Origin of the sequence: Pseudoalteromonas sp. MEBiC 03607, from assembly GCF_004792295.1 — a bacterium.
Lineage (GTDB): Bacteria > Pseudomonadota > Gammaproteobacteria > Enterobacterales > Alteromonadaceae > Pseudoalteromonas > Pseudoalteromonas lipolytica_C.
The window spans coordinates 874,967-890,367 of sequence record NZ_SRRY01000001.1 but is presented as its reverse complement, the minus strand read 5'-3'; the positions used below and the strand labels follow the sequence as shown (position 1 = coordinate 890,367).

Sequence of the window (15,401 nt, the reverse complement as noted above, 5' to 3'; positions counted from 1 at the left end):
GAGAACTGAATGAGGAAGCCAGAATATTACTTTCTCTTAAGCGAAGCGTCTCATAATCTCTTTGTGATAATTTGGTTTCTCTGTGTAGCGCGGCTCTTAAACTGCAGACAAAAAAATGCCACCTTTCGGTGGCATTACACACGGGATTATTTCTATTTACTAGAAATGCTTTTCAAAGTTCAAGGCAGTGCACTTTACACCTAACCTCAAACCCATAATTACTTCCAACTTTTCATCTTGTGACCTTTAACAGCATAGAAAAGTATGAATAAATAACAAGGCAACATTACAATATAAGCCATTTGTTGTGCTTCTGCACTTTTTACGCCGCCACTTGCCAAGCCCCAAAATAACGGGCCGAATGCGCCACCAGCTATGCCCATTATAAGTAGACCTGAGCCTACACTAGTTAGCTTACCTAAACCAGATAATGCTAGCGGCCAAACTGCAGGCCATACAATGGCGTTAGCAAAGCCTAGCACAGCAATGAGCAATAGTGTATCAGGCAGTACCGATTTTAGGCCAAGCAGTGTTGATATAAATACAGTTTCATTATTACCAGTAACAATCGCTAGAGTTAACACACAACCTAATACAGCAGAAATAGTCAACGCTGCTTGCTGTGATAACACGCGTGGGATTAGTAACACCCCTAAAAAGTAACCTAGCACCATACAACCCATAGTGTATGACGTCATTACACTATATTTTTCAACACCTAATGACAACGCAAAGCTACCAATCGTATCACCAGCAATTACTTCAACGGCCACATAAACAAAAAGTGCCACAATGCCTAATGCAAGACTTGGATGGCTCAGCGCTTCTTTTACTTGCCCCGGTTTTTGTTCATCAGAATCATCGATCAACTCTGGCAATGGCATTTTAGTAACCGCAAAACCAAGTATACCAATAAAAATTGCCATCCCTAAATACGGTAATATTAAACCATTTGCCATAGCATCAATATCAGTTTGGCTAAGCTCTTTACCTACAAAGCCTTTAAAATCACTGAGTATCAGTGCGGTAAACACGATTGGTGCTACAACACCGGCCGTTTTATTTAATATACCCATAATACTGACGCGAGCCGCAGCTGATTCTTCTGGGCCAATTCTTACGACGTATGGATTAACCGCTGTTTGTAGCAATGTTTGCCCTGCACCCATCACAAGCTGTGCAAATAAAAATAGTGCAAACACCTGCGTTTTTGCAGCAGGAATAAATAGTAAACCTGCCACCATCATCGTCGCCATACCTAGCGCCATACCATTTTTATAGCCTACCTTTCTGATGATCATTGCTGAAGGTAGAGCCGTAAAAGTCACGGCGATATAAAACGAGAAAATAATCAGCGATGCCTGAAACGGTGAAAGCTGCAAAACTTGCTGTAAAAACGGCATCAATGAGCCATTTAACCACGTAGCAAAACCCAGTATAAAAAACAGCGTGGCCACAATCGCCATAGGCACAATACTGCTCTGTTTATTCGTTTCTGACATAACATTTCCCACTCACAGCACACAGCGATTCTGCAATACTGTTCATTCAGATGATTATATAAAAGAGATATTAAATATTTATAACACTATCGCAACAAAAATGACAGCGCTGACATACTTATTTAGATACCGTAGCCATGAAATTTATTTCGCTCGGAGGTTTATTCACAAAGAGAAGTGAATGAGAAGATAATGAGAAGATAATGAGAAAGCCAAAACATTACTTTCTCTTAAGCGTAGCGCCCTCTTACCCTCTTTGTAATCATTTGGTTTTCACTGTGTAGCGTGCAGCGCCTCTGCGCAATCAGTGGTTCAATAATTTTTTCCACAAAGAGAAGTGAATTAGAAAAGAATGAGTAAACCTAAACATTACTTTCTCTTAAGCGCAGCGCTCTCTTATCCTCTTTGTGATCATTTGGTTTTCTTTGTGTAGCGTGTAGCGCCTCAATGTTCTCTGTGGTTCAAATATGTTTTTGCACAATATGCACAAAGAGAAGATAACGAGAAGAGAATGAGAAAACCTAAACATTACTTTCTCTTAAGCGTAGCGCTCTCTTTTCCTCTTTGTGATCATTTGGTTTTCTCTGTGTAGCGCGCAGCACCTCTGTGCACTTTGTGGTTCAATAATTTTTTTGCACAAAGAGAAGTGAATGAGAAGAGAATGAGTAAACCTAAACATTACTTTCTCTAAAGCGTAGCGCTCTCTTATACTCTTTGTGATCATTTGGTTTTCTCTGTGTAGCGCGCAGCGCCTCTGCGCAATCAGTGGTTCAATAATTTTTTGCACAAAGAGAAGTGAATGAGAAGAGAATGAGAGAGCCAAAACATTACTTTCTCTTAAGCGCAGCGCCCTCTTATCCTCTTTGTAATCATTTGGTTTTCTTTGTGTAGCGCGCAGCGCCTCTGTGCACTCTGTGGTTCAATAATTTTTTCCACAAAGAGAAGTGAATGAGAAAAGAATGAGGAAAACAAAAAATGACGCCTACTTTTTTCTGTAAGCGTCACATTTATTTATCGCAAAAATATTACTCACCAACAACTGTTACGCGGCTGGTTTGCTGTGCGTTTAAGCGGGTGCGTAACGCAACTTTTGCATTATTATTAACCTTTACTGGCTCAACGTAAGTTTGCCAGCTTTGGCCGTTATCTAGACTGTACTCAATAGTCAAATAAGCAAATGCGCTGTTGGCATATAATTTACCATCTTCAATCACGCCGCCCGGTACTGGTAAGTGCAGATTGATGCCATCTTTGGCTAACTTATCAAGCTCTTTCAAACCGACTGCACTTGAGAACTCAGCCCAGTCTTTTGCTTGTTTTTTACTATCGACACTTTCGCCTTCCCAATCCGCTTTGTGCCATGCGCGCTCTGCAACAGACAAAATACGCGGGAAGATCATTGCTAATACTTGATCTTCAGTACGGATTGTTTCTGACCATACCTGACCTTGCATACCCAGAATATTCTCAGGCTTTTCAAGTTTAGGTAATGGGCGACCAACCAACGCTTCTAAATTAACGATTGGCTCACGAGTGCGGGTGTAATCAGCATTGGCGTACACGTCATCAGGCATGTAATTAAAGGCTTTTTTAGTATCTGTGTAACGAGTAGCCCAGTAATAACCACGCTCTTGTGGGCTTGCTTCGTATGGGTGGTCAAAGTACAAATGCGTACCGTGTGATAACACCACTTGGTAACCAGCATTTGCTAGGCGGTATGCTCTATCGGCAACGCCCCATTCCCAAATGTTATCCCAAGTATTAACGGTAAAGGTTTTATTAGGAAATTCATCTCGTTTAAATGGGTTTTCACGGTCATACATGATGCCATCTTCCCAAATACCCGGAGAAATACCGCGCTTTTCAAGTAAGGTTGCAACACGTTGTGTGAAGTAAGGTTTTAAATCAGCTGGGCCAGATACACCGTTATTTGGATCGGCAAATAACGCCTGACAGATTGGCGAACCTATCCACGAGCCTGCTCCAACTTCATCACCACCAATATGCAGGTTCTTTAACTGAACACCTGCTTCGCGGTACATCTGCTGAAGTTCATAAGTCACTTTATCTAAAAATGCGTAGGTTGAGTCCATACACACATTCATCGAGTTATCTTTGTAGTTTTGTACCGTCATGTACACAGAAGTATCTTTAGGATCGGTAAGCAAGTATTGCGTTGCCGGCCCCATATCTATGTGTTGAATTTCTTTATTTGCAGAGCGAGTTTTAATATTGTTTTTAGCCGCTTTCTGAGCTTCTTCTAACATGTTGTGATAACGTGCTTCCATCGCTTTGATTGAGGCCCGCGCATGACCTGGGCCTTCAACTTCTGGGATGATTTGAATGTGGCGGTCTTTCGCAAACTTTAATAACTCAACAAACTCATCACGTTTCAAATAACCGTTACCTGAGCCTGATTTAAATGGCCCTGTGCCAAGCTGAGTCAATAAACACTCGCGCTCTTCTAAATCAAAGCAGCGATAACCGCCAACGTCAGTGAGTTCAGGTAAACCTGGGATCTCAAGTCGCCAACCTTCATCTTCTGAAAAGTGCCAGTGTAGCTTATTCATTTTATAGCGAGCCATTTGCTCAACCAGCTTGAACATTGCCTCTTTGCCATGGTAATTACGACCATTATCGTAGTGCATGCCACGCCAACCATAGCGCGGTGAATCTTCAAGTTCTAACTGCGGTAAGTTGGCACTGCCTTGGCTGTTGGCAGGAATGAGGTTCAATAAGCTTTGCATAGCATAAAACACACCGGCGTTATCGCTACCTATGATGGTGATAACTTCATCGTCAATCTCAAGGGTATAGCTTTCAGCTTTTGCATTATTGAGTTTAGGGTCAACTTTTAAGCGAATAACTTTGTCTTTGCCAATATTGATGTGATCAGGCTGTGCTTTAAGGCTAATGCCGTAGTCATCCTGTAAGTCTTGCATAAACACCATAACTTCGTGTTTAAGCTGACCTTGATAACTGATTTGCCAATTATTATTAAGTGTTGCGCTACCACGATTAAACTCAACTTTACGAGGCTTCGGAATAATACGCTTTAAGGCATCGTCTTTACTAACCGACACCTTATCAGCGTTATTTCGTTCGTAGCGTACTTTTGCCGTTGCTAAAACCGATAAATCTTTTGGTTCATTGTAACGACGTAACTGGTTTTCTCGAGTAAATGGCGTAACAAACTGTTTAAAGTCTTCAGTGTCGGTGTTGGCAAATACGGCAGGTTTATTCTTACCTGAAACAAAAAATGCCCGTGGCATAAAGTCACTGTAAGCAACAATCCAAACTTGTGCATCAAATGGCAGCTCCAAGCTTTCACCTGCGGCTAAACCTTTAAATGAGCTCGTTGGTACGATGCGATGTAAATCGCCATTAACATGTTCAATATTTAGGCCCGCGACATGCTCAGTTGAGATTTTACGAACTGAGTGAATATAAAGCTGCCAGTCACTTTCGCCCGCAGGCAACGCCACATTAGAGCCATTATTAAGGGTAATTTTTCCTAAAAAGCCCGCATCTTTATTACGAAAGTTATCTTCAACCGAAAACAGCAGTTCGGTGCCTTTCGCAAACTGATCAACTTGCGATTGAGTTAATGCTGCACTTGCCATTAAAGGCGCAGTCGCTAGCATTACCGCGAATAGTGACTTCTTAAAATCCATTACTTTCTCCTCGTTTATGCCCTGAGTGTACGGTATTTCTGCGTACTATTTTTCATTTTTGTTAATAATTCGTTCCTATCATATAAAAACTAAAATGACAGCGCTATCATTTTATGAAAATAAAGGTAAAGAGTTGATAGCTTTAGACTGTAAGCTAGCAAGTTTGAAGGGGAACTGTGTTGTTTGTAGTTTAAATGTTTTTGCACAAAGAGAAGTGAATGAGTAAAACAAAGAAATATTTATCTCTTAAGCGAAGCGCCTCTTACTCTCTTTGTGAATTAAAGAGCTTTTTCTAACCACAGAGGCCATAGAGAGCACAGAGGAAAAGAAAGAGAGATGTTTCTATTAAGCGTAGCGCCTCATAATATCTATGTGATCACTGGTTTCTCTGTGTAGCGCGCAGCGCCTCTGTGCCCTCTGTGGTTCAATATATTTTGCACAAAGAGGAGAGAATGAGAAAAGAACGAGGAAACCAAAAGATCATTTTTTTACTTCCTCTAAAGCGTAGCGCCCTCTTATCCTCTTTGTGCGAATAGTTGTCTTTAATGTAGGCGTGAAATTTATTTCGCGCACAAGGACTTAGCTATCAGTCTGATGGCTTAAATTTTAACACAAAGATACTTCTCTTCTAGGTACTCATCTAGACCTTGGTGACCGCCTTCTCGACCTAAACCTGACTGTTTAACACCGCCAAACGGCGCTACGGGGTTTGAGATAAGACCTTCGTTAATACCTATCATGCCGTATTCAAGTGCTTCGCTTACGCGATAAACCTGCTTGATGTTTTCACTATAAAAATATGCGGCTAAACCGTAAGGCACGTCGTTAGCAAGTTGAAGTACTTCTTGCTCGTCATCAAAGGTGATTATGCTCACAACTGGGCCAAACACTTCATCATGATAAATATCCATCTCTGGAGTAACATCAGTTAAAATTAATGGTGCTTGGAAGCTACCTTCAAGCTCGCTGTTATCACCGATCAACGACGCCCCTTTATCAACTGCATCTTGCACCAGTGTTTGCACTTTTTCTTTTGCTTTAGGGTAAATTAATGGGCCGATATCTACCCCGTCATCAAGACCATTGCCAACCTTTAACTCAGCTACTTTGTCAGTGAGTTTTTCAAGCACCGTTTCAAGCACTGAGCGCTGAACAAAAATTCGGTTAGCGGCAACACAAGTTTGCCCTGCGTTTCTGAATTTAGCCCCCATTAAGCCAGCAACCGCTTCATCTAAGTCAGCATTTTCAAAAATAATGAATGGGGCATTACCGCCAAGTTCCATAGACGTTTGTTTAATTGTTGAAGCGCACTGAGCTAGTAACTGCTTACCGACCCCAGTTGAGCCAGTGAATGTGAACTTACGTACACGCTCAGACTCAGTCATGATCTTACCCACCATTTTTGCGTTTTCAGAGACCACTACGTTCAGCGCTCCTTTTACAAACCCTGCTTTATCTGCAAGGTAGGCTAAGGCAATAGCGCATAATGGCGTATGCTCCGAAGGTTTAATTACAAAACTACAACCCGCTGCATAGGCAGGTGCCACTTTACGAGTGATCATAGCAATCGGGAAATTCCAAGGTGTAATACCAGCCACCACACCAATGGGTTGCTTTATCGTTGTTAAACGATGCTTGCTGTCAGTGGCAGGAATTGTGTCGCCATAACTGCGCTTTGCCTCCTCACTAAACCATTTAATAAAGCCTGCACCGTATTCAACTTCACCCAAGGATTCTTTTAAAGGCTTGCCCTGCTCTTTAGTCATCAATTCAGCAAGTTGTTGCTTGTGCTCAATGACTAAGTCGTACCAACGGCGCAACGTTTCACTGCGCTCGGTTGCTGTTGTTTGCTTTAGCTTACTAAATGCCTCGTCAGCACTTTTTATAGCCAGTTCAACCCCTGCTTCATCAATATTAGAGACCTGAGTAATCGCCTCTGCGGTTGCAGGGTTATCTACACTAAAACGCTGGCTCGTAGAATAAAAGTCACCGTCGATAAACGAATCAGAAAAAACTAAATCAGACATAGAACCTCCAAAATCAGCTTTAAGTCACAAGCTTTAAGCGATAAGTAAATTGAACGTGCACCTGCTTTACAGGGAGTAAAAATAGCAACTTAAGGCATAAGACTTACAATTTAAAGCTCTAAAAAACAAAAAACCGCTGTAGAGACTAAGCAACTACAGCGGTTTTTACGAAATCAAAGCCGTTAAAAATTAATGCTCTTCATTAACGATATTGAGATTATACTTTGGAATTTCAACCACTAAATCTTCATCTTTAATGATTGCTTGGCAACCTAGGCGTGATTCAGGCTCTAGACCCCATGCTTTATCTAGCATGTCGTCTTCAAGCTCATCGCTCTCATCTAAAGAGTCAAAGCCTTCACGGATGATTAAATGGCATGTTGTACACGCACATGACTTTTCACAAGCATGTGGAATGCTAATACCGTTTTTTAGTGCAACATCTAATACTGTTTCACCTGCAGGTGCTTCAATTGCTGCGCCTTCTGGGCATAATTCTGCATGGGGAAGAAAAATAATTTGTGGCATACCTTACCTCGTTAAACTTCGTCTACTGACTGCCCTTGCAGCGCTTTTTTGATTGATGCATCCATTCTGCGAGCAGCAAATTCGCTACTTGCATTGTCTACAGCTTCAATCGCTGCTTTAATTTCTGCAGGTGTTGTTGCAGTTTCACGTACGGCAACAAGTTTAGCAATTTCTGCTTTTAACGCACCTAATTCTTGTTCATCAAGTAATGCACTGTCGGTTGCGAGTGATGCTTCAAGCGCTTCTACAACACGTAACGCTTCAACTTGCTGCTCTTTAAGCATCCGCGCTTGCATGTCGTCTTTCGCGTTAGTCATTGACTCTTTGAGCATGTTTGCAACTTGGTCGTCCGATAAACCAAACGATGGTTTGACCTGAATTTCAGCTTGCACACCCGTTGATTTTTCCATTGCCGATACACTTAATAGGCCATCAGCATCGACTTTAAAGGTTACGCGAATATGCGCAGCACCAGCTGCCATGGCCGGAATACCTTTTAAGCTGAATTTAGCCAACGAACGACAATCGTCAACTAGCTCACGCTCACCTTGTAGTACATGGAGTGACATAGCCGTTTGACCATCTTTGAAAGTAGTAAACTCTTGTGCACGTGCAACAGGGATCGTGGTGTTACGTGGAATGATTTTTTCAACCAAACCACCCATGGTTTCAAGACCTAGCGATAGTGGTAATACGTCTAATAGCAACATGTCTGAATCTGGCTTATTGCCAACCAATACATCTGCTTGTAGTGCGGCACCGAGTGCAACTACGCGATCTGGGTCGATAGAAGTCAGAGGCTCTTTATCAAAAAATGCAGCAACTTGAGAGCGTACAATTGGCATACGAGTCGAGCCGCCAACCATTACAACTTGCAGCACTTCTTCGTTTTCGATACCCGCATCTTTAACCGCACGGCGACAAGAACGCAGTGTTTTCTTCACAAGGCCAAGAGCTAACTCATCAAACGTTTCGCGAGTAACTTCAACTTTGTGGCTTTGACCATCAAACTCTAAGCCTACATTCACTGTTTGGTATTGGCTTAGTGCTTCTTTACACGCTTTTGCTTTATTGATGAATAAACGCAATACCGATGCAGAAAGCTCGCTCACACCTGTTTGCTTTTTGAAGTAATCAACTAATAGCGAGTCAAAATCATCACCGCCAAGGCTTGAGTCACCGCCAGTCGCAAGTACTTCAAATACACCTTGGTGTAAGCGTAAAATAGAAATATCGAAGGTACCGCCACCTAAATCGTATACGGCGATGATGCCTTCTTGGCCTGAGTCAAGGCCATAAGCTACAGCCGCAGCCGTTGGCTCGTTTAATAAACGTAATACCTTGATACCAGCAAGCTCGGCAGCATCTTTGGTGCTTTGACGCTGTGCATCATCAAAATAGGCTGGCACAGTAATAACTGCACCCATAATGTCTTGGCCTGCAAAGCTATCTTCTGCACGCAGTTTTAATGCTTTTAAAATTTCACTCGATGCAGTTACAGGGCTAATTGCACCTGCAACCGTGCTGATTGCTAACGAGCCATCATGCTCACAGAATTCATACGGTAGTTGACCATAGCTTTTTTCGATTTCGGCCTGAGTTTTACCTAAAAAACGCTTAACCGAGATTAATGTGTTAGCAGGGTCTTGAGTGGCAGCTGCTGCCGCTCGTTCACCGACCACTATGCTATCAGCTTGGTATTGTACAACTGATGGTAGCATCGCATTACCTGCTAAATCAGTCAGTGTGCGTGCTTCGCCGCTTTGCACTGTTGCAACTAACGAGTTAGTTGTACCAAGGTCAATACCGACTGCTAATTTGTGCTCATGTGGTGCCGCGCTCTGCCCCGGCTCAGCAATTTGCAATAATGCCATAATGCTCTTTTTAAACTCTTAAATAGCTGCTTTAATACAACTAACGATTAATCATCAAATAAACTGTCTTCAATACGCTCTAGTTCATCGCGTAACTTATAAACAAACTTCAATTTACGAATATTGTCAGCGGCAGCTTGCCATTGTTGCTCATCATTACTTGCGAGCTGTTCGGCTAATTCGCTGCTGTATTGCTTATCGAGTTGTTTAATTTGCGCTTCAAACTGGGCAATTGCTGCATCAGGATCTGCGGCATTTTCAAGTTCTTCTAATTCTTCACGCAGTTCCATTTGCTGCATTAAGAATAGCGGGTCTTGCAATGTTTGTTGCTCGGCGCGAATATCAACACCTAACTCGCTTAGCATGTACTCAGCGCGTTTTACCGGGTGTTTTAAGGTTTGTAATGCATCATTGATTTCTGCTGCATTTTGCACAGCAAGTAATTTATCACGGCTGCTAGAGCTTGCGTGGCGATCTGGATGAACTGCGCGTTGTAGCTCAAGGTAGTGTTTATTAATAGTCGCTAAATCAATGTTGTAATCTACTGGAATTGCAAATAACTCAAAGTAACGCATTACATAATCCAACTCGGTAAACAGGAAAGAACAAAGCCCTACATAGGCAGGGCTTCAAGCAAAGAAATTTTTTAAGCTTAAACGGTAAAGCTTTCGCCGCAACCACACTCATCGGCTTGGTTCGGGTTATTAAACTTAAACCCTTCATTCAAACCTTCTTTGGTGTAATCAAGCTCAGTACCATCAATGTAGACTAAGCTTTTGGCATCAACGATCACTTTCACACCACGGCTTTCAAAAATTTCGTCGCCGTCAGCTAACTCATCAACAAATTCAAGAACATAAGCAAGACCTGAACAGCCTGTCGTTTTAATGCCAACGCGTAGGCCAATGCCTTTGCCGCGATTTGCTAAAAATGATTCTACGCGGTTTGCTGCCGCATCTGTCAATGTCACTGCCATGAATTTATCTCTTACTTCGCTTGTTTACTTTTGTAATCAGCAATTGCTGCTTGAATCGCGTCTTCTGCTAAAATTGAACAGTGAATTTTCACTGGCGGTAACTCAAGCTCAGCACTGATATCAGTATTTTTGATTGTTGCAGCTTCGTCTAATGTTTTGCCTTTTACCCACTCAGTTACAAGTGAAGAAGAAGCGATTGCGCTACCACAACCATATGTTTTGAATTTTGCATCTTCAATTACACCTTCTGGTGATACTTTGATTTGCAATTTCATTACGTCACCACACGCTGGTGCACCCACCATACCTGTTGCAACCGACGGATCATTTTTGTCTAAAGCACCCACGTTACGTGGATTTTCAACATGATCGATTACTTTATCACTATAAGCCATAATACTATCCTCACTACCTGCTAGCGGCGGCGATCACTAATTAGTGATGCGCCCACTCAACTGAATCTAAATCAATACCTTCTTGATGCATTTCCCATAGAGGAGACATCTCACGTAAACGGCCGATCGAGTTTTTGATTAGTTCAACGGTGTAATCAATCTCTTCTTCAGTCGTAAAGCGGCCAATGCTGAAACGAATTGAGCTGTGTGCTAACTCGTCATTACGGCCTAATGCACGTAGTACATAAGAAGGCTCTAAGCTTGCTGAGGTACAGGCTGAACCTGATGAAACAGCAATGTCTTTAACAGCCATTAATAACGACTCACCTTCAACAAAGTTGAAGCTGATATTTACAATACCTGGAACTGACTGGCTTGGTTCACCATTGAAGTAAACTTCTTCCATATCAGCCATGATGCCATCAACCAAACGCTTACGAAGTGCGCTGATGTGTGCATGGTCTTTTTCGAAATCTTCTTTAGCGATTCTAAATGCCGCACCCATACCAACTAACTGGTGAGTAGCCAATGTGCCTGAACGCATACCACGCTCATGACCACCACCATGCATTTGTGCTTCTAAGCGTGCACGTGGCTTACGACGAACATAAAGTGCGCCTACACCTTTCGGGCCATATACTTTGTGGCCTGAGAACGACATGAAATCTACTTTTAACTGTTGCACGTCGATAAGTACTTTACCTGCGCTTTGTGCAGCATCTACGTGGAACATAATTTTGCGCTCACGGCACATTTCGCCGATTGTCGCGATATCTTGGATAACACCTAGCTCGTTATTTACGTGCATTACGCTCACAAGTACTGTGTCGTCACGCATTGCAGCTTCAAGCTTTTTAAGGTCAAGTAAACCGTTTTCTTCAACGTCCATATAGGTTACTTCGAAACCTTGACGCTCTAGTTCACGACACGTATCAAGTACTGCTTTGTGCTCTGTTTTAACAGTGATAACGTGCTTGCCTTTCTTTTTATAGAACTGCGCAGCACCTTTAATTGCTAGGTTATTTGATTCTGTAGCACCTGAAGTGAAAACGATTTCACGCGGGTCAGCGTTGATCAGATCAGCGATATCTGTACGTGCTTGATCAACCGCTTCTTCTGCTTGCCAACCAAAACGGTGTGAGCGTGATGCAGGGTTACCAAAATTACCGTCCATAGTCAGGCATTGCATCATTTCTTTTGCCACACGTTCATCAACAGGCGTGGTTGCTGCGTAATCTAAATAAATCGGTAACTTCATTTCTCTCTCCGCTTTCGTCAAGCTACAGTTGACAGCTTACTTGAATGTTTTCCAGTTGCTTAATTGCAGTGTTGATGCTGTTATCTTGGCGTGATGCGACTTCTTTCACATCTGACTTTTCAACCAATTCAGCAAGGGTAATACTATTTAAAAACTCTTCGATACGTGCGCTTAAGTCCGACCATAAAGTGTGAGTCAAACAACGCATGCCGCTTTGGCAGCCACCCGTTGCGTTGTGGCAACGTGTTGCATCAACAGACTCATCAACGGCATTAATCACATCGCCGACAGAAATTTCGTTTGCTTCTCTACCTAATAAATATCCGCCACCTGGGCCACGCACAGAGGTCACAAGGCCATTTTTACGTAAACGGGCGAATAATTGCTCAAGGTAAGATAACGAAATCTCTTGGCGTTCAGAAATATCGGCAAGAGGCACTGCACCCACATTTGTATGTAGTGCAACATCCAACATGGCGGTTACTGCGTATCTGCCTTTTGATGTTAACTTCATGGAGCCCCCGATGTTACTGCACGCTAAGGTGTGCAAATTTTAATTACCAGACCAAAATAGTCAAGTATTATCACTTGATAAAAATTGATACTTGCCATTGATAAAACCGAATACTTGACAAAAATAGTCAAGTACTGGGTATATTGTAATTACCTGAGTAATTTAGTCAAGTATTATACTTATAACCTGTGATTATTTAATAGACTTATTAATAGAGGTAAGAATACCGCGTAAGATGTTCATCTCAGCTTCTTCTGGACGCGCGCGGTTAAATAAACGACGTAATTTAGTCATTACCATGCCAGGGTGTTGTTTGATAATAAACCCCGTGTCGTTTAGCGTTTGCTCTAAGTGCTCGTAGAACAGCTCAGTTTGCTTCGCATTTGGATAGGTTGCTTCGTCTTCTTCTTGTACTTTTGGCTGTTTATTTAAATAAGCCATACGTGTTTCATAACACAGTGTTTGCACCGCCATCGCTAGATTTAGCGAGCTATATTCAGGGTTGGCAGGAATACATACGTGGTAATTACATTGTTGTAGTTCTTCGTTTGTTAAACCACTATTTTCACGACCAAATACCAGTGCAACAGGCCCGTGCTCAGCTTCAGCTACTAATTTTTCACCACATTCACGCGGCTCAACCATAGGCCAAGATAATGTACGTGAGCGTGCACTGGTACCAATTGTTAAACTACAATCAGCAATTGCATCTGCCAGCGTATCTACAACCACTGTTTTACCTAAAACATCAGTTGCACCGGCTGCAAGCGCACTGGCATGACTATCAATTTCACAAGCAGGATCAACAAGATATAAATTTGATAAGCCCATCGTTTTCATAGCACGTGCCGCTGAGCCAATATTACCAGAATGTGATGTGTTAACTAATACGATACGAATATCATCAAGTGTCATTGCGTTGTTACTTACTGAAAGTCAAAAATTGCGGGGATTATAACATGGCTGCAAGCGCTAGGCGATATGCTTTGAACGGTAAGCGGTAAGGCGCGATTTTACATCGCGCAATAATTCTATGATTCACAAAGAGGATAAGAGGCGCTGCGCTATAGAGGAAAAAAAATCTGCGGTTTTCTCTTTGTCTTCTCGTTCACTTATCTTTATGCAAAAACATATTTGAACCACTGAAAACACAGAGGCGCTGCGCGCTACACAGAGAAAACCAAATTATCACAAAGAGATAAAGAGACGCTGCGCTATAGAGGAAGGAAAAATCTGTAGTTTTCTCTTTCTCTTCTCGTTCACTTCTCTTTGTGCATATTTTACAAAAACAAATTTGAACCACCGAGAACACAGAGGCGCTGCGCGCTACACAGAGAAAACCAAATGTTCACAAAGAGATAAAGAGACGCTGCGCTTTAGAGGAAGAAAAAAATCTGTAGTTTTCTCTTTCTCTTCTCGTTCACTTCTCTTTATGCAAAAACATACTTGAACCACAGAGAGCACAGAGGCGCTTCGCGCTACACAGAGAAAACCAAATTATCACAAAGAGATAAAGAGACGCTGCGCTTTAGAGAAAACAAGAAATGCATTATAGTCACTTCCTCACTTTATTCTCATTCATTTCTCTTTTCGTATGTTTTTTCGGCACAAAACTACCTCCTACGAATTAGGTCTTTAGCAAAGACTTAAAAACAAGACCGTTCGACTTCAAACTTAAAGCTTATCGCTTGAGGTGCAATAGGATCCCCTTGCATTTCAACCCTGTACAAAAAACAACCTAATTTATTCGAGTTTCTTGTTTACTTTACGGTAGAAATCGCTAGAATACGCCGGCTTAAATATATTCGTTCTTTTACAACCCAAAGGTAATGCTATGCATCCAATGTTAAACATTGCGGTTCGCGCTGCGCGTAACGCAGGCAAAATTTTACTTCGCGCAAGTGAAGATTTATCAAAAGTTGATGTACAACAAAAAGGCACTAACGACTTAGTGACTAACATCGACAAAGAAGCTGAAGCCGCAATTCGTGACACTATTTTAAAATCTTACCCTGATCATTGTATCGTTGGTGAAGAGCTTGGTGAGCACAAAGGTAAAGATGCAGATTACCAATGGATTGTTGACCCACTTGATGGCACAACTAACTTCATCAAGGGTATCCCTCATTTCGCAGTATCTATTGCACTTAAAGTTAAAGGTCGTTTAGACCAAGCTGTTATCTATGATCCAATTCGCGGTGAATTATTCACAGCATCTCGTGGTCAAGGCGCACAGCTTAACAGCAAACGTTTACGCGTAACTAAAACTAACGAGTTAGCAGGTTCTGTACTTGCAACTGGTTTCCCATTCAAACAAAAGCACCACTTAGACGCATACTCTGAAGCGTTTAAAGCGCTTTTCGTACACACTGCTGATATCCGCCGTGCAGGTTCTGCGGCATTAGATATGGCTTATGTTGCAGCAGGTCGTGTTGATGGTTTCTTTGAAATTGGCCTTAAGCCATGGGACACAGCAGCAGGCGAGCTTTTAGTTAAAGAAGCGGGCGGTATGGTTGTTGATTTCGCAGGTGGTATTAACTACAACCAAAGCGGCAACATCATTTGTGGTGCACCTAAATTAACGCAAGCGATCATTCGTGAAATTCGCCCAGTGTTAACTGAGTCACTACTTCGCTAATAGCGGTTGTAATTA

At 42.1% G+C, this 15,401-nt stretch carries 12 protein-coding genes; 1 reads left to right on the top strand and 11 read right to left on the bottom strand.

Annotated elements, in window-relative coordinates; all coding sequences use genetic code 11:
* Positions 1–218: 218 nt before the first annotated feature.
* The 11 genes from E5N72_RS04035 to trmJ all read right to left on the bottom strand — a co-directional run bounded on the left by E5N72_RS04035 (position 219) and on the right by trmJ (position 13,663).
* Positions 219–1,502 (bottom strand): sugar MFS transporter, encoded by a 1,284-nt coding sequence (locus E5N72_RS04035; RefSeq protein ID WP_135923334.1) that lies wholly within the window; start codon positions 1,500–1,502, stop codon positions 219–221.
* Between the two features lie 1,025 nt (positions 1,503–2,527).
* Positions 2,528–5,176: a family 20 glycosylhydrolase gene (locus tag E5N72_RS04030; RefSeq protein ID WP_135923333.1), complete on the bottom strand. Its 2,649-nt coding sequence runs from the start codon at positions 5,174–5,176 to the stop codon at positions 2,528–2,530.
* A 599-nt stretch (positions 5,177–5,775) separates the two neighbouring features.
* Positions 5,776–7,203: an NAD-dependent succinate-semialdehyde dehydrogenase gene (locus E5N72_RS04025; RefSeq protein WP_135923332.1), complete on the bottom strand. Its 1,428-nt coding sequence runs from the start codon at positions 7,201–7,203 to the stop codon at positions 5,776–5,778.
* A gap of 189 nt (positions 7,204–7,392) precedes the next feature.
* On the bottom strand, positions 7,393–7,731 hold the full coding sequence (gene fdx / locus E5N72_RS04020; protein ID WP_135923331.1) for an ISC system 2Fe-2S type ferredoxin: 339 nt from the start codon (positions 7,729–7,731) through the stop codon (positions 7,393–7,395).
* Between the two features lie 11 nt (positions 7,732–7,742).
* The gene (gene hscA / locus E5N72_RS04015) at positions 7,743–9,605 is read right to left on the bottom strand and encodes a Fe-S protein assembly chaperone HscA (RefSeq protein WP_135923330.1); all 1,863 of its coding nucleotides are present in this window, start codon (positions 9,603–9,605) and stop codon (positions 7,743–7,745) included.
* Between the two features lie 47 nt (positions 9,606–9,652).
* Positions 9,653–10,180, bottom strand: coding sequence for a co-chaperone HscB (hscB, locus tag E5N72_RS04010; RefSeq protein WP_135923329.1), 528 nt, complete (start codon positions 10,178–10,180; stop codon positions 9,653–9,655).
* A 77-nt stretch (positions 10,181–10,257) separates the two neighbouring features.
* The gene (iscA, locus tag E5N72_RS04005) at positions 10,258–10,581 is read right to left on the bottom strand and encodes an iron-sulfur cluster assembly protein IscA (protein ID WP_054552502.1); all 324 of its coding nucleotides are present in this window, start codon (positions 10,579–10,581) and stop codon (positions 10,258–10,260) included.
* Positions 10,582–10,592: 11 nt separating this feature from the next.
* On the bottom strand, positions 10,593–10,976 hold the full coding sequence (iscU, locus tag E5N72_RS04000; protein ID WP_054552501.1) for a Fe-S cluster assembly scaffold IscU: 384 nt from the start codon (positions 10,974–10,976) through the stop codon (positions 10,593–10,595).
* Positions 10,977–11,016: 40 nt separating this feature from the next.
* Complete coding sequence (locus E5N72_RS03995) at positions 11,017–12,234, bottom strand: IscS subfamily cysteine desulfurase (RefSeq protein WP_135923328.1); 1,218 nt, start codon at positions 12,232–12,234, stop codon at positions 11,017–11,019.
* A 22-nt stretch (positions 12,235–12,256) separates the two neighbouring features.
* Complete coding sequence (gene iscR / locus E5N72_RS03990) at positions 12,257–12,748, bottom strand: Fe-S cluster assembly transcriptional regulator IscR (protein WP_063701779.1); 492 nt, start codon at positions 12,746–12,748, stop codon at positions 12,257–12,259.
* A 192-nt stretch (positions 12,749–12,940) separates the two neighbouring features.
* The gene (gene trmJ / locus E5N72_RS03985; RefSeq protein ID WP_135923327.1) at positions 12,941–13,663 is read right to left on the bottom strand and encodes a tRNA (cytosine(32)/uridine(32)-2'-O)-methyltransferase TrmJ; all 723 of its coding nucleotides are present in this window, start codon (positions 13,661–13,663) and stop codon (positions 12,941–12,943) included.
* Between the two features lie 919 nt (positions 13,664–14,582).
* Between trmJ and suhB the strand changes: the two genes are divergently transcribed.
* Positions 14,583–15,386, top strand: coding sequence for an inositol-1-monophosphatase (suhB, locus tag E5N72_RS03980; protein ID WP_135923326.1), 804 nt, complete (start codon positions 14,583–14,585; stop codon positions 15,384–15,386).
* Positions 15,387–15,401 lie beyond the last annotated feature (15 nt).